17 protein-coding genes are annotated in these 19,859 nt (G+C 73.6%); 12 read left to right on the top strand and 5 right to left on the bottom strand.

Going from position 1 to position 19,859, the window contains the following annotated elements; genetic code table 11:
• Nucleotides 1–64: 64 nt before the first annotated feature.
• The 12 genes from ACFY0I_RS10555 to ACFY0I_RS10500 all read left to right on the top strand — a co-directional run bounded on the left by ACFY0I_RS10555 (nt 65) and on the right by ACFY0I_RS10500 (nt 14,309).
• A complete protein-coding gene (locus ACFY0I_RS10555) occupies nt 65–3,187 on the top strand; it encodes a BTAD domain-containing putative transcriptional regulator (protein WP_388892900.1) in 3,123 nt (1,040 codons plus the stop codon).
• A 291-nt stretch (nt 3,188–3,478) separates the two neighbouring features.
• Entirely contained in the window at nt 3,479–4,753 is a 1,275-nt protein-coding gene (locus ACFY0I_RS10550) for a cytochrome P450 (RefSeq protein ID WP_388892898.1), read from the top strand.
• A gap of 4 nt (nt 4,754–4,757) precedes the next feature.
• On the top strand, nt 4,758–5,891 hold the full coding sequence (locus ACFY0I_RS10545; RefSeq protein WP_388892896.1) for an acyl-CoA dehydrogenase family protein: 1,134 nt from the start codon (nt 4,758–4,760) through the stop codon (nt 5,889–5,891).
• A 145-nt stretch (nt 5,892–6,036) separates the two neighbouring features.
• Nucleotides 6,037–7,164: a GNAT family N-acetyltransferase gene (locus ACFY0I_RS10540; protein WP_388892895.1), complete on the top strand. Its 1,128-nt coding sequence runs from the start codon at nt 6,037–6,039 to the stop codon at nt 7,162–7,164.
• Nucleotides 7,165–7,292: 128 nt separating this feature from the next.
• A complete protein-coding gene (locus tag ACFY0I_RS10535) occupies nt 7,293–7,745 on the top strand; it encodes a type II toxin-antitoxin system RatA family toxin (RefSeq protein ID WP_388892893.1) in 453 nt (150 codons plus the stop codon).
• A 53-nt stretch (nt 7,746–7,798) separates the two neighbouring features.
• Entirely contained in the window at nt 7,799–9,067 is a 1,269-nt protein-coding gene (locus tag ACFY0I_RS10530; protein ID WP_388892891.1) for an aspartate aminotransferase family protein, read from the top strand.
• A 98-nt stretch (nt 9,068–9,165) separates the two neighbouring features.
• The gene (locus ACFY0I_RS10525; protein WP_388892889.1) at nt 9,166–9,450 is read left to right on the top strand and encodes an acyl carrier protein; all 285 of its coding nucleotides are present in this window, start codon (nt 9,166–9,168) and stop codon (nt 9,448–9,450) included.
• A complete protein-coding gene (locus tag ACFY0I_RS10520) occupies nt 9,447–10,712 on the top strand; it encodes a beta-ketoacyl-[acyl-carrier-protein] synthase family protein (protein WP_388892887.1) in 1,266 nt (421 codons plus the stop codon). The genes ACFY0I_RS10525 and ACFY0I_RS10520 overlap by 4 nt, the downstream gene beginning before the upstream one ends.
• Nucleotides 10,713–10,729: 17 nt before the next feature.
• Complete coding sequence (locus ACFY0I_RS10515; protein ID WP_388892885.1) at nt 10,730–11,788, top strand: SDR family oxidoreductase; 1,059 nt, start codon at nt 10,730–10,732, stop codon at nt 11,786–11,788.
• A gap of 61 nt (nt 11,789–11,849) precedes the next feature.
• Nucleotides 11,850–12,368 carry an NADPH-dependent FMN reductase gene (locus tag ACFY0I_RS10510; RefSeq protein ID WP_388892883.1) on the top strand — a complete coding sequence of 173 codons (519 nt, stop codon included), beginning with the start codon at nt 11,850–11,852 and terminating at the stop codon, nt 12,366–12,368.
• 196 nt (nt 12,369–12,564) lie between these two features.
• Entirely contained in the window at nt 12,565–13,347 is a 783-nt protein-coding gene (locus ACFY0I_RS10505) for a 2-phosphosulfolactate phosphatase (RefSeq protein WP_388892881.1), read from the top strand.
• Between the two features lie 221 nt (nt 13,348–13,568).
• Complete coding sequence (locus ACFY0I_RS10500) at nt 13,569–14,309, top strand: adenosylcobinamide amidohydrolase (RefSeq protein WP_388892879.1); 741 nt, start codon at nt 13,569–13,571, stop codon at nt 14,307–14,309.
• Here ACFY0I_RS10500 and ACFY0I_RS10495 read toward each other — a convergent pair.
• The 5 genes from ACFY0I_RS10495 to ACFY0I_RS10475 are packed head-to-tail and all read right to left on the bottom strand — an operon-like array spanning nt 14,296 to nt 19,709.
• A complete protein-coding gene (locus tag ACFY0I_RS10495) occupies nt 14,296–15,081 on the bottom strand; it encodes an enoyl-CoA hydratase (protein WP_388892877.1) in 786 nt (261 codons plus the stop codon). The genes ACFY0I_RS10500 and ACFY0I_RS10495 overlap by 14 nt on opposite strands.
• Nucleotides 15,078–15,995: a 3-hydroxyisobutyrate dehydrogenase gene (gene mmsB, locus ACFY0I_RS10490; protein WP_388892875.1), complete on the bottom strand. Its 918-nt coding sequence runs from the start codon at nt 15,993–15,995 to the stop codon at nt 15,078–15,080. Before mmsB ends, ACFY0I_RS10495 begins: the two co-directional genes overlap by 4 nt.
• Entirely contained in the window at nt 15,992–17,065 is a 1,074-nt protein-coding gene (locus ACFY0I_RS10485) for an enoyl-CoA hydratase/isomerase family protein (protein WP_388892873.1), read from the bottom strand. The genes mmsB and ACFY0I_RS10485 overlap by 4 nt, the downstream gene beginning before the upstream one ends.
• Nucleotides 17,062–18,213: an acyl-CoA dehydrogenase family protein gene (locus ACFY0I_RS10480; protein WP_388892871.1), complete on the bottom strand. Its 1,152-nt coding sequence runs from the start codon at nt 18,211–18,213 to the stop codon at nt 17,062–17,064. Before ACFY0I_RS10480 ends, ACFY0I_RS10485 begins: the two co-directional genes overlap by 4 nt.
• Nucleotides 18,210–19,709 carry a CoA-acylating methylmalonate-semialdehyde dehydrogenase gene (locus ACFY0I_RS10475; protein WP_388892869.1) on the bottom strand — a complete coding sequence of 500 codons (1,500 nt, stop codon included), beginning with the start codon at nt 19,707–19,709 and terminating at the stop codon, nt 18,210–18,212. Before ACFY0I_RS10475 ends, ACFY0I_RS10480 begins: the two co-directional genes overlap by 4 nt.
• Nucleotides 19,710–19,859: the final 150 nt, after the last annotated feature.

Genomic DNA, 19,859 nt, shown 5'->3' with positions numbered 1-19,859 from the left:
TCCCCGCGTGCGACGGCAAGCCCGTCGCTGTCCCTTCCGACACCCCCGCTGGAGAAGCTCCCCCATGTCTGCCGCTCACCGTCCCGCCGCCACCCCGCTCCACGCCTCTGATCCGCCACCGCCCGCCCTGTCCTTCCGGGTGCTCGGTCCGCTGCGCGTGCGCAGCGCGGGGGTCGAGACGGACGTACGGCCGCCCCTGGCGGCGGCCCTGCTCACCGCTCTGCTGCTGCGCCACGGCCGAAGGGGCAGTACGCAGGCCCTCATCGACGCCGTCTGGGGCGACGCCGCTCCCGGTGGGGCGCCCGGGGCCCTGCGCGGCCACGTCGCCGCCCTGCGCCGCGTGGTCGAACCCGGGCGGGCGCCGCGCACCACGGCGCGGGTGCTGGTCTCCCGCCCGAACGGATACGCCCTCCACCTGCTGCCCGACGCCCTGGACCTGACCGTCTTCGACCGGCGGGCGGGCAGCGCCGCCCGGGCCGTGCTCGCGGGGCGGCCCGGTGACGCCCTCGCGCTGTACGACTCCGCGCTGGGGCTGTGGGACGGGGACGAACCCCTGTCCGGGGTGCCCGGTCCGTTCGCGGCCGCCCAGCGTTCCGCGCTGCGCGAGCGACGGCTGGCGGTCCTGGAGGACCGGTGGGAGGTGGCGCTGCTGCTCGGGGGCCACGCACGGGCCGTGGAGGAGCTGCGCGGGCCCGCGCAGGCCCACCCGCGACGCGTACGGCTCCAGGAACTCCTGATGACCGCGCTGTACGAGACCGGGCGTCAGACCGAGGCGTTGGACGTGCACGACCGCGCCCACGAAGCCCTGCGGGGTGCGGACGGAGCCGGCGCCGGGGCGGGACTGGACCGGATACGCCGGCGCATCCTGGCCGGTCCGGGAGCCTTGGACGACGACGCCGCCGGGCCGGCGAGCACCGAGCACCCACCGGTCGTCACGGTCGACGCGGCGGCACGGGAGCAGGGTTCGGGAGCCGGTCAACCCCCGCCGGCAGCGACCGCCCCCGTACCGACCGCCACGGCCTTGACCTCATCGGCGCTGGGCCTGCCTCCCGACCCGGCGGACCTCGTCGGGCGTGACGCGGAGGTCGCGCGGTTGCGGCAGGTCCTGGAGGGCGGTTCGGTCGCGGCGTTGGGCGCGATCAGCGGGATGGGCGGCGTCGGCAAGACGGCTCTGGCCGTGCGCGTGGCGCACGAGGCGGCCTCGCGCTTCCCCGACGGGGTGTTCTTCGTCGACCTCTGCGGCATGGACGCCAGGCCGGCCGATCCCCACGAGGTCCTGGGCGACCTGCTGCGGGCCCTCGGGGTGACACCGGCGCAGCTCCCGGCGGATACCGCCGAGCGCGTCGCACTCCATCACGCGCTGCTCGCGGACCGGCGCGTCCTCCTCGTCCTCGACAATGCCCGCGACCTGGACCAGATCCGCGATCTGCTGCCGACCGGACCCGGTTGCGGTCTCCTGGTGACCAGCAGGACGTGGCTCACCGGGTTCGGCAACCTGGGCGGCGCGACCCTGGTGCACCTGGACGAGCTGGCCGACGGTGTGGCCCTGGACCTGTTGGTCCGGCTCGTCGGGGAGCAACGCGTACGACGTGAGGAGGAGGCCGCCCGGGCCCTGGTCGCCGACTGCGGACGGCTGCCGCTGGCCCTCCGCGTCGTCGCGGCCCGGATGGCCGGCTGCCCGGCCCTGTCCGTCGCGGAGACCGCCCGGCGACTCGCGGACGAGCGGCGGCGGTTGGCGGAGCTCAGCGGCGACGGGGGCGCCGTGGAGGCCACCTTCCGGCTCGGTACGGCGCTGCTCACCCCGGAGCAGCTGCGGGCGTTCCGGCTGCTGGCCCTGCCCGACCTTCCGGAACTGGGCGGGATGAGCGCCGCCGCGCTGCTCGACCGGCCCCGGGGGGAGGCGGAAGTCCTGTGCGAGGCACTCGTCGACGCCAGCCTCCTCCAGTCGCCGGCGCCGGGCCGCTACCGCTACCACGACCTGCTGCGCCTGTTCGCCCGGACGTCCGGAGCCGAGGAGGTGCCCGCGGCCCGGCGCGGAGCGGCGATGCTGCGGTTGCTGGACACCTACACCGACATGGCGCGCGAGGCCTACCGGGCCGCGACCGCCGGCGACCCGTTCCCCGCCGGCGACGCACCGGCCGCGGAGACCGGCTCCCGGACGCGGGCGTCCGCGGACCGTTCCGGCGGTGGCGCGCGCCACGAGCGCCGGTTCGCCTCACCGGCGGAGGCCACCACCTGGCTGGACGACGAACGGCTGCACCTGCTCACGCTCGTCGAACAGGCCGCCGGCTTCGCGGAGGTGCCGGCCGCGATCTGCGCGCACCTGCTGCTGGCCACCGATCCGTTGGGGCGCGACAGCACCGGTACCCGGAACCTGGAACGGGCCGCGCGCGCCGTGTTGGCGGCGGCGGAGCGGTCTCAGGACGCGGTCGCCGGCGGGATCGCGCACTTCATGCTGGGCGGTTCCTTCGCCATCCGCTTCGCGATGGGCCGCGCCCTGCCGCACCTGCGCACCGCGGCCGATGTGTTCCGCCGTGAGGAGCGGTGGCCGCTGCTCGCTCACGCGTTGAACGCCCTGGGTGGCTGCGCTCTGGCCCGACGGGACTTCCCGACGGCCGTGCGCCTCCTCACCGAGGCGCTTCCGCTCAGTCTGGAACCGCGCAGCCCGGCCTGCGAGTCCGTCACCCTCGGCTTCCTCGGACTGGCTCAACTGGCCACCGGGCGCGCCGAGGAGGCCGTACGGTCGGGCCGCACCGCCGTCGCGCTGGCGCGGTCCTGCGGCGACGCCCCCGGTGAGGCCAACGCGTTGCGCTCGCTCGGGCAGGTCCTGCTGTACACGGGTCAGCGGCACGAGGCGCTGGCGTGCATGCGCACCAGTCTGCGGCTGTGGCGCACGACGGGATCGACCTTCCGGGAGGCACTGGTACTGGGCGGGCTCGCCGAGGCATTCAACCTGCTGGGCCGGCACGAGGAGGCCGTGGCGCACGCCACGGAGGCCCGGGACGTCGCCACCCTGCACGGTGACGCGTACCTGCTCGGTCGCGCGCTGACCCAACTGGGCAACGCTGTCGACGCGTTGGGCCGTCCGGGACAGGCGGCGTACTACCGAAGGCAGGCGTTGCAGCTCTTCCGGGACCTGGGCATGCCGGACGCGGCGGACGTCGAGGCGCAGCTCGGCGCCGGGTGAGGCGCGGCTCGGTGGCGGGGTGAGGCGCAACTCGGCCTCGGTGAGGCGCAGCCCGGCGCCGGGTGAGGCGCGGCAGCTCGAAGGCGCGGCACACCCCTACGAACCGGGCCCGGCACGGGCGCCGTTGACGTCCGGTTGATGCGCTGTTGACGTCGCGCGAGCAGGGCGGTGACAGGCTCTTGTCACCGCCCCCCGCACGGATTTCCTCCCCCTTCGGAGATCCCTGCCGGGGGGCGGCCCGGGCACACCGCGGCATCCCGGGCCGCACGCCGATCTGCTGAGGACTCCCCCTTGGACCCCCAGGCTCTGCTCTTCTCCCTGTTCACACCGGAAGGTCGGGACAACCCGTTCGTGGCGCTGGAGGCGCTGCGCGAGAACTTTCCGGTCTACTACGACAAGGACCTCGACACCTACTTCCTGACGACGTACGCCGATTGCCAGGGCGTGCTGACGGACACCTCGTTCCGCACTCCCGACCTGAGTTGGTGCGAGGACAACCTGCCGGACTGGCGCGAACACCCGGCCGCCGACTTCTTCTACGCCTCGATGCTCCGCGCCAACCAGCCCGACCACACCCGGCTGCGCCGGCTGATCGGTGCCGGGTTCACCCCGCGCCGGGTAGCCGCTCTGAGCAAGGCGGTCGAGGAGCTCACCGACTCCCTCCTCGACGACTTCGCGGCGGCCACGGCGGACGGCTCCGCCGCCAACTTCCAGGAGTTGGTGGGGTATCCGCTGCCGGTCGCGGTCGTCGGCGAGCTGATCGGCGTTCCGGCCGAGGACCGGCTTCGGTTCCAGCGGTTGGGCGGCGACGCCAGCCGACTGCTGGAGCCGGTGCGCACCGATGAGGACTGGGCCCGCGCCGACGCCGCGGTGACCGAACTCCGGATCTACTTCGAGGACTTGCTCCGGCGGCGGACCGTCGAGCCGCGCGAGGACCTCGCCACGGTGCTGTTGGAGACCGGAGTGGGCCAGGAACGGCTGAGCAGGAAGGAGGTCGTCGACACCCTGATCCTCACCTTCGTCGCCGGTTTCGAGACGACCGCCGCCATGCTGGGGATCGCCGCCCACGCCCTGCTCACCCACCCCGAGCAGTTGGCCGCGCTGAAGGCCGACCCCGCGCTCGCGGCGCAGGCCGTCGACGAAGCGCTCCGCTGGGACACGCCCGTCCAGATGACCGAGCGGATCGCCTCCGAGGAGACGGAGATCCGCGGGGTGACCGTACCGGTCGGCGCCAACGTGACCACCGTGCTGGCCGCCGCCAACCGTGACCCGGCGCAGTTCCCCGACCCGCACCGGTTCGACGTGGGCCGGACCGGGAGCAGGGTGCTGAGCTTCAGCGCCGGTCCGCACTACTGCCTCGGCGCCGCCCTGGCGCGGCTCGAGGGATCCATCGCCGTCCGCCGACTGTTCAACCGCTTCCCCGACCTGGCCCTGGCGGGGACCCCGGTACGGCGCGAGTCCTTCAGCCTGCGCATGTACGAGGACCTGCCCCTGACCACCACGGCCGGATCCGCGGCGACCCGTACGCGGGCCGCGGTCGGCGCGACGACGACGGCGAAGGACTGAACCCATGGCATTCCTGGACACCGAACGCGCGGTACTGGAAGCACTGCTTCCCGGCCTCGACGCCGAGCTCGCCCGCCATCCACTGGCGGAGCTGGAGCGGCCGGGCAGCCCGGCCGTCGCCGCTTTCCGCGAGGCGGGCGGCGCGGGGCTGCTGGTGCCGCGGCAGAACACCGGGCTCGGGGCCGATCCCCTGCGGGCCGTACGGCTGCAACGCGCCGTCGGCGCTCGCTGCCCGTCGCTGGCGGTCGCGACGACGATGCACCACTTCTCCGTGGCGAGCCTGGTGGAGGCCGCGAAGAACGGGGCCGGCTTCGAGTGGATGCTGCTGGAGGCCATCGTCGGCAAGAAGATGCTGCTGGCCTCCGGATTCTCGGAGGGCCGCACCGGCCAGTCCATCCTGCGGCCCGCCATCCGGGCCGAGCGCCGCGGCGGCGAGGTCGTATTGAACGGCAGCAAGAAGCCGTGCAGCCTCGCGCATTCCATGGACTTGCTGACGGCATCGGTGGTGATGACGGACGAGGACGGCGCCGAGCGGCTCGGGGTCGCGATCGTCCCCGCCGACACCCCCGGGGTCTCCGTGCGGCCGTTCTGGCGCAGCACCGTGCTGGCCGGCGCGGAGAGCGACGAGGTCGTCCTGGAGGACGTCGCGCTCGACCCGCAAATGGTCGTGCTCACCGAGGTCACCGCCGATTCGGTGCTGGACTCCCTCAACGTGGCGGGGTTCCTCTGGTTCGAACTGCTGATGTCTGCGGGCTACCTGGGCACGGCGAGCGCCCTGGTGGAACGCGTCCTGCTGCACGGCCGCGCGCCGGCCCCGGTGCGCGCGGCGCTCGTAACCGAGGTCGACGCGGCGATGCTCGCGGTGGAAGCGGTGGCACGGACGATGGGTGAGTCCCCGGAATGGGGCGAACCCCTCCTGGTCTCCGCGCTCACCGCCCGCTACGCCGCGCAGGACGCCATCGCGCGGACCACGGCCACCGCCCTGGAAGCGCTCGGCGGCATGTCGTTCATCGGCTCCGACGAGGGCACCTACCTGGCCTCGGCGGCCGCGGGCCTGAACTTCCACCCGCCGTCCCGGGCCCGGATGGCCGAGCCGCTGTGCGCGGTGCTCGACGGCGAGCCGCTCCGTGTCGGCTGACCGCGGGAACGCCGCATCCGGCGCTCCCGGCCGTGCGCCCACGGCCCCGACTCCGCCGCCGCCCCCCGGACCGACCTCGACCTCGGCTTCGGCTTCGGTCGCCGCCGAGGGGGATCGGCGGCAACCGGACTACACCGTCGAGCGGTTGGACCGCGCCGAGAACCTGCCCCGGCAGGTGTGGGACGAACTGGCGCCGGCCGACGACCCCATGTGGGGTCAGGACGTGTTCACCGCCATGCAGGGCGCGCGGATCGGCCCGGACGCGTACGCCTACGTGCTGGTGCGCCGGGACGGACTGCCGTTCGCGATGCTGCCGCTCAGTGCCGTACGCGGTCTGCGGCTCGACCAGGTCGTGGGGCCGCGCGAACGCCGGCTGATGGCGCCGGTCGCCCGGGCCTTCCCGAGGCTCGTGCGGGTGCCGATGCTGTTCTGCGGCAACTTCCTCGGGCAGGGCCACGTCATGGGTCAGGAGCCGCTCCCCGCACCGGTGGCCCGACTGCTGGTGCGGGAGGTCATGAACCACGCCCGCGAACACCGGCTGGGCACGGTCGTCTTCAAGGACTTCGCCCCGCACCACCTCGAAGCGCTGCGTCCGGGTCTGGACGAGGCGGGCTTCTTCACCGTCGCCTCCCTGCCCGACACCGAACTCGCCCTGGGACAGGTCGACTTCGAGGCCTTCCTGGCGTCGTTGTCGGCGAAACCCCGGCGCAACGCCCGTAACAAGATACGGAAGTTCCAGCAGCAGGAGGACCTGCGGATGGAGGTGCTCGACGACTTCGGGCACCTCGTCCCGGCCATGATGGAGCTGTACCAGCAGGTCATGGATCGGGCCGACCAGACCCTGGACGTCCTCGACGAGGAGTTCGTCAGGGCCCTGTCCGACGGCAACCCGCGCGAGGGCCACGAGACCGGTACCGACCAGCGGCTCGTCGCCTGCTTCGAGGGCGACCGCCTCGTGGGCTACCTGCACTGCCTCTTCCGTGGCCGCGGCGCGGTCGGTGCCCGCATCGGCCTGGACTACGGGCTGGCGCACCGGGCACGGCTCTACCACAACCTGCACTACAAGGCGATCGAGCTGGCCATTTCACGCGGCTGCCGCCACATCCGCTTCGCGCAGACCGCGTACGAACCCAAGCGCGAGTTCGGCTGCGAACTGGTCGAGCAGTCCTACGCGCTCAACCACACCGGACGGCTGCCCCGCACCGTCCTGCGGCTCCTGCTGCCGCCCGCCCTGGAAGCGGCCCGCGAACAGGCCCTGGCGCCCAAGTCCTGACGGGCTCGCGGCCGGCCCGCCGCGGACGGTTCGGAGTCCGATTCCGCCTCCGCCTCCGCCTCCGCGGTACCTCCCGCACGTTTTCGACGAGCCCCCACGGGCTCCCCCACCGGAAAGAGAGATCCACCATGCCCCTCGTCCAGGTCGAGATCCCCATCGCCGCCCGCCCCGAAGACAGTTGGAACGCCGTCATCGACGTCGAGAGCTACTCCTCCTGCATGGACAGCGTCCAGTCCGTCACGATCGTCGACCGCACCGGCCCGGACGAGCGCACGACGGCCTGGTCCGTCCACCTCAAGGGCTCCGTCCTGGAGTGGGTGGAGGCGGAGAAGCTCGACCACGTGGCCCGGCGCTTCGACTTCCACCAGGTCAGCGGCGACCTCGCGCACTTCGTGGGCCACTGGGCCGTCCGCCCTTCCGAGGACGGCGGTAGCCACGTCTCCCTGACCGTCGAGTTCGAGATCGGCATACCGCTGCTCGCCGACATGCTCAACCCCGTCGCCGCCACCGCCCTGCGGGAGAACGCCGAGCAGATGCTCCAGGCCCTCGAGCGGCGGCTCATCGGCGGCGCCGCCCGCTGATCCGGTCCGTTCCCACCGCGTCCCCCGTTCCGCCGCTCACCAGGAGGTCCCCCGTGGCCGACCCGTCCACGACCGCCCCGCCCGCAACCGCCGCCGCCGAGGTCTTCGACCAGCTCCGCCGGCACCAGTCCCCGAAACTGGCGCTGACCGGCAAGTTCGCCGGTCAGGGCGCCGTGGAGGCCAGTGCGCTGGGCTCCCGCGTCACCCTCTCCGACGGCCGGGCGGCGCTCGACTTCGGTTCCTACGCCGTCGCCCTGCTCGGTCACCGCCACCCCGGTGTGGTGGCGGCCGTCGCACGGCAGCTGGAGGTGATGCCGACGTCGACGCGCAGCCTGGCCAACCCGGTGGCCGCCCGGGCGGCGGCGCTGCTCTCCGCGTACTTCGGCGACCGGCTCCCCAAGGTGTACTTCGGCCTGAACGGCGCCGACGCCGTCGAGGTGTCGGTGAAGCTCGCCCGGCTCGCGACGGGCCGCGACCGGGTGCTCGCGGTGACCGGCGGCTACCACGGCAAGACGCTGGGCGCCCTGTCCCTGACGCACAGCCCGCTGTTCCGCGCCGGATTGCGGGGCGCCGTCGTCGACGTGGTCCACATCGACCCGCAGGACCCGTACGCCGTCCGCGCGCAGCTGGCGGCGGCGCCGGTCGCCGCCGTGGTGTTCGAACCCGTACAGGGGGAGAACGGCGCCGCACCGCTGCGCACCGACGTCCTGCGCCAGTGGTGCGAGGACGCGCACGCCCACGGCGCGTTCGCCATCGCCGACGAGATCCAGTGCGGGCTGCGCCGGTGCGGTGAGCGGTCGGTCGCCCTCGCGGACGGCCTGCCCGTCGACGCCGTACTCGTGGGCAAGCCGTTGGGCGGCGGCGTGGTGCCGCTGTCCGCGGTGGTGTGCACCGAGGAGCTGTACGCCCCGCTGGCCCAGGACCCCTTCCTGCACTCGGCGACCTTCGGCGGGCACCCGTTGAGCTGCGCCGCGCTGCCTGCGGCCCTGGAGGCCGTCGAGGAACTCGCCGAGCACGGGGCGAAGTTGTCGGCCCGGCTCGCCGACGGCCTGCGGGACCTCGGCGAACGCCACCCGCGGGTGATGGCCGGCCACCACGGCCGGGGGTTGCTGTGGGGCATCGACTTCACCACCCCGGGGGCGGCGGGCGAGGCCGTGGTCTCCCTCGCCAACAACGGGCTCCTCGTCTCGCCGTGCCTGGGCCGCCCGACCACGGTGCGGCTGCTGCCGCCGCTCGTCACCACGGAGGCGGAACTCGACGAGGCGCTCGACATCCTCGACACGGCACTGGCCGCAGCCGCCCCGGCGGGCCTGCCCGGCTGACGCCCACCGCCGCGGCGCGCCACGTCGACCGCGGCGCGCCGCACGACCACGCCCCACCCATCCACCGCAGTCCCATCACAGCCCACCGGAGGAACCAGGTGAACCCCACCGAACCCACCACCGTCCCCGCCGTCTCCCCCGACGACCTCTTCGGTCTCGTCCGCGAGACCATCGCCGACGTGCTCGGTACCAGCCCCGACGTCATCGTGGAGAGCACCGACCTGCGCACCGAATACGGCATCGACAGCCTGGAGATGATGTCGATCGGCGCCCAGCTCGAACGCGCCCTCAACGTGCGGATCGCGGCCGAGGACCTGATGCGCGCCGAGACCGTCGGCCAGGCCGTCGCCTTCCTCGCGGAGCGCCGGGCGGGCCGCTCATGACCCGCCGGCATCCCGCTCCCGCCCCCGGCCTGCCCGCCGAGCGCCCGCGCGTGGTCGTCACCGGGATCGGCGTGAAGTCCCCGGCCGGCCTCACCCTGGACGAGGTGATGGACACCGTCCTCGCGGCGCGCCCCACCGCCGCGGTGCATCCGGACCTGATCGAGGCCGGCTCGCCCGTGCACATCGCCTGCCGGGTACCGGAGTTCGACGTCGCCTCGTACATCACCCACCGCGAGCGCCGGCAGATCGACCGGCCGACGGAACTGGCCCTGTGCGCCGCGGCCGACGCCGTACGGCAGGCCTCGCTGCCCGACCTGCCGCCCTCCCGGGTGGGTGTCCACCTCGGCACCGGCATCGGCGGGCTCCCCACCATGGAGGGGCTCGTGCGGGACAACGACGCGAAGCCCACGTCCATGCCGGTGCACTCCGTGCCCCGGACCATGGCCAACTCGGCGGCTGCCCGTGTCGCGATGCGCTTCGGTTTCCAGGGCTCCTGCGTCACCTACGCCACCGCCTGCGCGAGCGGCGCCACGGCCATCGGGGAGGCCGCCCGCCGGATCCAGTACGGGGAGCTCGACGTCGCCGTCGCGGGCGGCTTCGACTCGGCCGTGACCACCTTCATGCTCAGCGGCTTCTCCCGGATGCAGGCCCTGTCGACCCGCAACGACGACCCCGGGAACGCGAGCCGCCCCTTCGACGCCGAGCGCGACGGCTTCGTCATGGGCGAGGGCGCGGCCGTGCTCGTACTGGAGCGGCGCGAGTCCGCGTTGCTGCGCGGAGCGACCATCCTCGGCGAGATCGCCGGCTACGCCACCAACGCCGACGCCCACCACATCGTGGCCCCGCACGCGGACGGGGCCGTCGCTGCGGCGTGCATGGCGCAGGCAATCGCGGACGCCGGACTGCTGCCGTCCGACATCGGACAGATCAGCGCGCACGGTACGTCCACGCAGGCCAACGACCGGGCCGAAGCCGCCGCCATCCACCGGTGCTTCAACGGGCAGGCCCCGCCGGTGACCGCCGTGAAGGGCGTCACCGGGCACCTCATCGGCGGTTCGGGAGCACTGGAGGCCGCGATCGCCCTGGTCTGCGCCGAGCGGCGGATCGTGCCCCCGGTCGCCAACCTCACCACCGGGTCGGAGGCCGACCGGATCGACGTGGTCGCCGGAACGCCGCGCCGGGTGGACGGTGCCCCGGTGCTCTCCAACTCCTTCGGCTTCGGCGGACAGAACGTCTGCCTGGTCCTGCAGCCCGCCACCTGAACCCCAGGAGCCATGCCATGCGCATCCTCGTCACCGGCGCCTCGGGCGTCGTCGGCACCGAAGTGGCCGAGCGCCTCACCGCGGAAACCGCGGACCGCGCCGGTCCCGGCATCGTCCGTACCGCACGCCGTGCGGTCGGCGGCGCCGCCGATCCCCTGACCGCGCCCGTCCCCTGGGACATCGGCGCCGCACCCGCACCGGACCTGCTCACCGACCGGCCCTGGGACGTCATCGTGCACACCGCGGCGTCGACCCGGTGGACCATGACCCGCCAGGAGGCGACCGACGCCAACATACGGACCCTGCGGGCGGTGCTCGCGCTCGCCGGCCCGGACACCCACGTCGTGCACGTCTCCACCGCGTACGTGGGCGGCGTACGGGCTCCCGAGGACCTCAGGGGGGAGGAGTTCGAGGGGTACCGCAACGGCTACGAGTGGTCGAAGGCCGCCTGCGAGGAGATCGTGGCCGGCGAGCACCGGGGAGCGGCGACGATCGTCCGTCCGCCGCTGGTCCTGGGCCGTCGCGGCGACGGTGCCATCGGCCGCTTCTCCGGCCCGTACAGCCTCTTCCCGGCGCTCGTCTCCGGCCTCGCGGCGGTCGTCGTCGGCGACCCGGACGGCTACGCCGAGATCGCTCCGGTCGACGAGGTCGCCGAGGTGATCGCGGGCGCCGCCCTCGGCACCCCGCCCGGGTCGCCGCGCACCGAGGTGATCTCGTCGGGGCAGGACAGCATGCGCCTCGCGGACCTGGTCCGCATCACCTGCGACACGCTCAACGCGTTCCGGGCCGAGCACGGCGTGGATCCGATCGCGCAGCCGCCGACCGTGTCCACGGACAGCTGGAACCGTTTCTTCCTGCCGTTGGCCGCGCAGTGGCTCTCCCCCGTCCAGCAGGAGGCCGTGAAGTTGCTGGCGATGTTCCAGAGCTACACCAGCATGAGCGAGCCCTTCGAACCCACCCACAAGGTCCTCGACCCGGGCGGGGTGATGGCGGCGTCGGTGCTGCACTGGGCGCGGAGCAAGCCCCGTCAGGCCCTCGGCCGCACCGTGCCGTGGACGTTGATCGACGCCGCATGAGGGACGGGGGCCGGCTGCCGCCGCCCCTGCCGCCACCCGCCCGAGGAAAGGACGACCGACCGTGCACGCCCTCCTGATCAGCGGAAGCCCCCGGGTGGGCTCCGGTACCACCGCGCTGGCCGCGCTGGTGGGCGACGCCCTGCGCGCCCGGGGCGCCACCGTGACGTCGCTCGAACTGGCGCGGGCGGCGGGACCGCGCCTGCGGGACGCGCCGCGGACCTACGACGCCGTCGTCCTGGCCAGCCCCGTCCACCACGCCAGCTACTCGGGCCTGCTGAAGCTCGCGTTGGACGAGGTGCCGGGCGACTGGCTGGCCGACACGGCCGTCGGCGTCCTCGCGCACGGCGCGGGCCCGCGGACCGGCAGCGTGGTGTGCGAGCACCTGCGTACGGTGGCCAGGGCGCTCGGGGGCTGGGTGGCCCCCACCCAGATCGCCTCGTGTCCCGCCGACTTCGTCCCCGGGCCGCGCGGCGCCGCCCCGCTGCCGGACGAACCCCTGCTGCGGCGCTGCCAGGCCCTCGCCGCGGAACTCCACCGCTGCGCGACGATGCTCCGCACACCGGTCGCGGAACCCGTCTGACACCACGCCGTCCGCGTGCGCCCCGACGCCCCCGCCCGACTCCGACAGGAGCCGCAGGGGGTCTCGGGGCGCACGGCGTCCGGCAGGGCGCCGAACCGGTCCGCCCCGCCCCTGCTGGGCCGCGCCCGCGCACAGCTGGATGTGACGCGCGTCACCGCCCGGATGTTCCGAGCCCGCCATGCGTGATCATGAAGGGATGGACGCTCGTTTCCTCAGCATCGCGGAACTGGACGAAACCCCCTCCGTGGCGGTCGTGGTCGACGTCATGCGCGCCTATACGGTGGCTGCCTGGGCCTTCGCCCGCGGGGCGGAGAAGATCGTCCTCGCCGAGTCCCTGAACGAAGCCCTGGCGATCAAGGCCCGGCACCCGCAATGGGTGGCGCTCAAGGACGGTCCGCCCGCGCCCGGATTCGACGCCGTCAACTCGCCGGGCCTGCTGCGGTCCGTCGACCTCGGCGGACGCACCGTGATTCAGAAGACCACGGCGGGCACGGTCGGCGCGCTCGCGGTCAAGGACGCGTCACTGGTGCTGTGCGCCGGTTTCGTGGTGGCGGAGGCCACGGCCCGGCTCCTGCGGACGCGCGCGTGCGACAGCGTCACGTTCGTGGTCACCGGTGAGGACGGGCGGGCCGAGGAGGACCTGGCGTGCGCCCAGTACATCGCCGGCCGGGCCACCGCGGCCGGTACGGACGAGGCCGGTACGGGCGCGGCCGGCTTCCTCCGTCGCGCCGCCGACTCGCGCGCCGCCGCGGAGCTGGCGCGGGGAGTGCGCCGAGGAGCCCATCCCGACGACGTCGCGCTCTGCCTCGAACTCGACCGTTTCCCCTTCGCCATGGTGGCCGCCCCGGAGGGCCCGCTCATGGTCCTGCGTCCCTGCGAGGTGCCCCCACCGGCGGGCGACCCCCCGCGGGAGACGGCTCGGGCACCGGTCCGTTCCCGGACGACGCCACCGACCGGCGGCAGCGGGGACAGCCGCTGAAGCGGCGCCGCACGCGCTCCCTGGCGTCCGCGTCGGTACGGGCGGTGCCCGCGGGTGGTGGCGTCGAGGCCGGCGACCCCGGGGTGCTGCTCCACCCCGTCATCCCCCGGTGACACCCCCTGCGCGCATCGGGTCCGGTACCCCTCTTCCCCACGGGAGACCGCGACCGCGGCGGGTGAACCGGCGGAGGGCCGCCGGTGATCAGCGGGATAGGGTGCGGCATGTCCTTCGCGTCGCTCGACCTGTCCTCACTGGAGCGCCTGCCGCTCCTGTCCCGTGTGGAGGACGGCTCGGCGCTGCCGATGCTCCTGTGGGTGCCCGGCCGGAGTCGTCGCATGATCTCCAGCGCACCCCTGGGCGGGGGAATCGGCGAGCGCCGGTGGGTGCTCAACGCCCAGGTGGCCCACGGGTACCGGCGGATGGATCCCGACGTCCATCTCGCGGAACTCGCGGCGCGGGTCGGGGCCCGGGGGCCGGGCGTGGGGCTCATGACGGCCGCCTCGGTCGCCGATCACGGACGCGCCTCGGACGGGGGTGTGGAGGCCGTGGCGTCCGCCGGGCTCGGGGTACGGGGCTGGGCCGCCGACGCGGCGCCCGGCGTCCCGGGGCCGAGGCCGGCGGGGACGATCAACATCGTCGTGTCCGTGCCCGTCGCCTTCTCCGACGCGGCCCTGGTGAACGCGGTCGCGACGGCCACCGAGGCCAAGGTCCAGGCGCTGCGCGACGCGGGTGTGGACGCCTCCGGCACTCCGACCGATGCCGTGTGCGTCGCCGCGACGCTTCCCTCGGCGGGGCAGCCGGGCGAACCCTTCGCCGGCCCGCGGTCGGTCTGGGGAGCGCGGCTGGCGCGGGCCGTGCACGAGGCCGCGTACCACGCGTGTCTGCGGAGCGAGGGTCCCGAGCGGCCCCTCGCTCCGGTACGGACGAGGGGCCGCTCGGGGGGCGACATCAGCGGTGGGTGAAGTCCGGGGACCTCTTGTCCACGAAGGCGCTCATGCCCTCCTTCTGGTCGGCGGTGGCGAACACGGCGTGGAACAGGCGGCGTTCGAAGCGCACGCCTTCGGCGAGGGTGGTCTCGAAGGCCCGGTTGACCGCCTCCTTGGCCATCATCGCGACGGGCGCGGACATGGCCGCGACCGTTTCGGCGACGGCCAGGGCTTCGGCCATCAGCTCGTCGGCCGCGACGATGCGGGAGACCAGGCCCGCCCGCTCGGCTTCGACGGCGTCCATGGTCCGGCCCGTCAGGCAGAGCTCCATCGCCTTCGCCTTGCCGACGGCCCGGGTGAGGCGCTGCGAGCCGCCGATGCCGGGGATCACGCCGAGTTTGATCTCGGGCTGGCCGAAGACGGCGGTGTCGGCGGCGAGGAGGATGTCGCAGAGCATGGCCAGTTCGCAGCCGCCGCCCAGGGCGTAGCCGGATACGGCGGCGACGGTGGGGGTGCGGAGGTCGCCGAGGCGGTCCCAGGCGGTGAACCAGTCGGTGAGGTACATGTCCATGTACCCCTGCGGCTGCATCTCCTTGATGTCGGCGCCCGCCGCGAAGGCCTTGGCGGAGCCGGTGAGGACGATGCAGCCGATGTCCGGGTCGCGGTCGAGGTCGGTGGTGGCGGCCACGACCTCGTTCATCACCCGGAGGTTGAGGGCGTTGAGCGCCTTCGGCCGGTTGAGGGTGATCAGGGCGGTACGGCCCTTGCGTTCGACCAGGATGGTCTCGTAGTCGGTGGCTTCGGTCACGGGGTGGTTCCCTTCGGTGCTTCGGCCGCCGCGTCCCGCAGGACGTGGACGATGCCGGAGAAGTCCTGTGCGGCGCCGCTCGCTTCGGCGAACGCCGCGTACATGTCGGCCGCGCGCAGGCCGAGGCCGGCTTCGATGCCGCCGGCCCGCAGGGCGTTGGCGGCGAGGCCGAGGTCCTTGGCCATGAGCGGGGCGGCGAATCCGGGTCGGTAGTCGCGGTTGGCGGGGCTGGCCGGGACGGGGCCGGGGACGGGGCAGTTGGTGGTGAGCGCCCAGCACTGGCCGGAGGCGGTGGAGGCGACGTCGTACAGCGCCTGGTGGGACAGGCCCAGGCTCTCGCCGAGGACGAAGGCCTCGCTGACCGCGATCATCGAGATCCCGAGGATCATGTTGTTGCAGATCTTCGCGGCCTGGCCGGCGCCGGGACCTCCGCAGTGCACCGCCTTGCGGCCCATGGCCGCCAGCAGCGGTTCGGCCTCGGCGAACTCGGGCTCTGCGCCGCCCGCCATGAAGGTGAGGGTCGCCGCTTCGGCGCCCATCACCCCGCCGGACACGGGTGCGTCGAGCGCCCGGTGTCCGGCGGCGGCGGCCGCCTCGTGGGCGGCGCGGGCGTCGGCGACGTCGATGGTGGAGCAGTCGATGAACAGGGTGCCGGGTTCGGCGGCGGCGAGGAGTCCCTCGTCCCGGTAGAGGGCGAGGACGTGGCGGCCCGCGGGCAGCATGGTGATCACCACGTCCGCCCCGCCGGCGGCCTCCCGTGCGGTGTCCGTGATCTCCACGCCGGCGGCGGACGCGGCGGCCAGGGCGTCGGGGACGAGGTCGAAGCCGAGTACGCGGTGGCCTGCCGCGACGAGGTTGGCGGCCATCGGGCCGCCCATGTGGCCGAGGCCGACGAATGCGATGACGGTGGTCACCAGGGCACCTCCTGGAAGGAATCGGTGGTGGCGAGGGCCAGTTCGCGATCGGCGCCCAGCGGGGCGAAGTACCGGGCCGTGTCGGCCTCCGTCACCTCGGACAGGCGGGCGGGCGACCAGCGGGGGTCGCGGTCCTTGTCGATGACCTGGGCCCGGATGCCCTCGACGAGGTCGGGCGAGGACAGGGCCGCGCAGGACACCCGGTACTCCTGCTCCAGCACCCGTTCCAGCGGCCCGAGCCGGCGGGCCCGGCGCAGCGCCGCCAGGGTGACCTTCAGGGCCGTGGGCGACTTGGCGGCCAGGGTGGCTGCGGCCTCCTTCGCCGCCGGGACGCCCGCGGCGAGGAGACGGGCCGTGACCTCCTCCACCGTGTCGGCGGCGTAGCAGTGGTCGATCCACTCGCGGTGGGCGGCCAGTTCGCCGGCGGGTGCCGGGCTCACGTGCGCGGCGAGGGCGTCGTGCACGGGCTGCTCGGCGAGGTCCTCCATCAGCGCGCCCAGCCGTTCGGAGGCCACGAAGTGGTCGGCGAGGCCGCAGAGCAGCGCGTCGGCGGCGCCGACGGGCGCACCGGTCAGGGCCAGGTGGGTGCCGAGCTCGCCGGGCGCCAGGGCGAGCAGGTAGGTGCCGCCGACGTCGGGAACGAAACCGATGCCGGTCTCGGGCATGGCGATGCGGGAGCGTTCGGTCACGATCCGGACCGAGCCGTGCGCCGAGACGCCTACGCCGCCGCCCATGACGATGCCGTCCATGAGGGCCACGTAGGGCTTCGGGTAGCGGGCGATCAGGGCATTGAGCCGGTACTCGTCGCGCCAGAAGTCCGCCGAGGCGGTGCCGCCGGCGCGGGCGTCCTCGAAGATGGCGCGGATGTCGCCACCCGCGCACAGTCCCCGTTCCCCCGCTCCTGAGATCACCACCGTTTCCACGGCCGGGTCGTCGCGCCAGGCGGTCAGGGCGTCCGCGATCCGCAGCACCATGGCGTGGTTGAGCGCGTTGAGGGCCTTGGGGCGGTTGAGGACGAGGTGGCCGGAGCGCCCCTTCCTGCGGACGAGGACTTCTTCTGCTTCGCTCATCGCAGGGTCTCCGTCAGGCCGCGGGCGACGATGACGCGCATGATCTCGTTGGTTCCTTCCAGGATCTGGTGCACACGGAGGTCGCGGACGATCTTCTCGATGCCGTATTCGCTCAAGTAGCCGTAGCCGCCGTGCAGTTGGAGTGCCTCGTTGGCCACGGCGAAGCCGGTGTCGGTGGCGAACCGCTTGGCCATCGCGCACAGCTCCGCGGCCTTCGGGTCGGCCGCGTCGAGGGCCTGGGCGGCCGTACGGAGCAGCGCGCGGGCGGCGGCCAGCTCGGTGGCCATGTCCGCGAGCCGGAACTGGAGCGCCTGCGCGTCCAACAACCGGGATCCGAAGGCTTCCCGGTCGGCGAGGTAGGACAGGCTGCGGTCCAGGGCGCTCTGCGCGCCGCCCAGCGAGCAGGCGGCGATGCCGAGGCGTCCGCCGTTCAGGCCGTTCATGGCGATGCGGAACCCGTCGCCCTCGGCGCCGAGCCGTCGGTCGGACGCCAGGCGGACCCCGTCGAGGATCACCTGCCGGGTGGGTTGGGCGTTCCAGCCCATCTTCTGCTCGTTGGCTCCGAAGGACACCCCGGGGTCGTCCCGTTCGACGACGAACGCCGAGATGCCGCGGGGCCCCGCCTCCCCGGTCCGGGCCATGACCACGTAGATCCCGGCCGCTCCGGCGCCGGAGATGAACTGCTTGACGCCGGTCAGGACGTAGTGATCGCCGTCCCGGTCGGCGCGGGTGCGCAGGGCGCCCGCGTCGGAGCCGGCTCCGGGTTCGGTCAGGCAGTAACTGCCCAGCGCCGTCGCCGTGCAGAGGCCGGGCAGCCAGCGGCGGCGCTGCACGTCGTCCCCGTAGCGGTCGACCATCCAGGCGACCATGTTGTGGATGGACAAGTAGCCGGCGATGGAGGGGCAGCCCGTGGCCAGCGTCTCGAAGACCAGGACGCCGTCGCTGCGGCTGAGGCCCGAACCGCCGTGTTCCTCACGGACGTAGACCCCGCCGAGGCCGAGGTCGGCCGCCCTGCGCAGGACGTCGACGGGGAAGTGCTTGTCCCGGTCCCAGGCGACTGCGTGCGGTGCGAGGTGCTCCCGGGCGAAGTCGAGGGTGACGTCGGCGAGCGCGAGCTGGTCCTCCGTGAGGGTGGTCACGGCGCTCATCCCATCGTCGGGATGGTGAAGCTCGCGCCCTCCTTGGCCCCGGAGGGCCAGCGCGAGGTGACGGTCTTGGTGCGGGTGTAGAAGCGGATCGAGTCGGGTCCGTGCTGGTTCAGGTCACCGAAGCCGGACCGCTTCCAGCCCCCGAAGGTGTGGTAGGCCACGGGGACGGGGATCGGCACGTTGACGCCGACCATGCCCGCTCCCACCCGCCGGGTGAAGTCGCGTGCGGTGTCGCCGTCGCGGGTGAAGATCGCGACGCCGTTGCCGTACGGGTGCTCGGTGGGCAGCCGCAGGGCTTCCTCGTAGTCGGCGGCCCGTACGACGGAGAGCACCGGGCCGAAGATCTCCTCGCGGTAGATCCGCATCTGCGGGGTCACCCGGTCGAAGAGGGTGGCGCCGGCGAAGTAGCCGTCCTCGTGACCGGACAGGGTGAACCCGCGTCCGTCGACGACGAGTTCGGCGCCCTCGGTGGCTCCGATGCCGACGTAGCGGTTGACCCGGTCGAGCGCGTCCCGGCTGACCAGCGGTCCGAAGTCGGCCTCGGGGTCGTCGGAACGGCCCACGCGCAGGGTGGAGATGCGTTCCGTCAGCTTGGCCACGAGGGCGTTCGCGGTCTCCTCGCCCACGGGCACGGCGACGGCGATCGCCATGCAACGCTCGCCGGCCGAACCGTAGCCCGCGCCGATGAGCGCCTCCACGGCCTGGTCGAGGTCGGCGTCCGGCATGATGATCATGTGGTTCTTGGCGCCGCCGAAGCACTGGGCGCGCTTGCCGTGCGCGGCGGCCGTGGCGTAGATGTGCGCGGCGATCGGGGTGGACCCGACGAAGCCCAGGGCCTGGACGCGGGGGTCCTCCAGAAGGGTGTCGACGGCCTCCTTGCCGCCGTTGACCACGTTGAGCACGCCGGGCGGCAGTCCGGCCTCCAGGAACAGTTCGGCCAGCCGCAGCGGCAGGGAGGGGTCCCGCTCGGAAGGCTTCAGGATGAAGGAGTTTCCGCAGGCCAGGGCGGGCGCGGCCTGCCAAAGGGGAATCATCGCGGGGAAGTTGAAGGGGGTGATCCCGGCGACCACGCCCAGCGGGGAACGCAGCGAGTGCACGTCGATCCCGGTACCCGCGTTGTCGGTGAACTCGCCCTTGAGCAGGTGCGGCACACCGGCGGCGAACTCGACGACTTCCAGACCGCGTTGCAGATCGCCGTGTGCGTCGGCGACGGTCTTGCCGTGCTCGGAGGACAACAGCCGGGCGAGGGAGTCCCGTTCGCCCTCCACCAGCTGGAGGAAGCGCAGCAGGACGCGGGCGCGCCGCTGCGGGTTCCACTGCGCCCACTCCAGCTGGGCCTCCTCGGCGTTGGCGATCGCCGCCTCGGTGTCGGCGCGCCCGGCCAGGGGGACCCTGGCCTGCACCGCGCCGGTGTTGGGGTCGTACACGTCGGCGAAGAGCCCGGACGTGCCGGTGGTGTGCTTGCCGCCGATGAAATGGGTGAGTTCGCGGACCATCGAAGCCTGCTCTCGTCAGGTGAGAATCCGAGGGAGGCGCGGCGCGGAGGCGGTGGGCACCGATCGGGGTGCGCGCACCGCGGGTTCGGCCGCGGGACAGGGGAGGACCGGGGGCCCTCGTCGAGTCACGAACGCGAGGACCGGGCCTCG

It is taken from the genome of Streptomyces sp. NPDC001568 (genome assembly GCF_042893755.1).
Lineage (GTDB): Bacteria > Actinomycetota > Actinomycetes > Streptomycetales > Streptomycetaceae > Streptomyces.
This window is presented reverse-complemented; position numbering and strand designations above follow the sequence as displayed.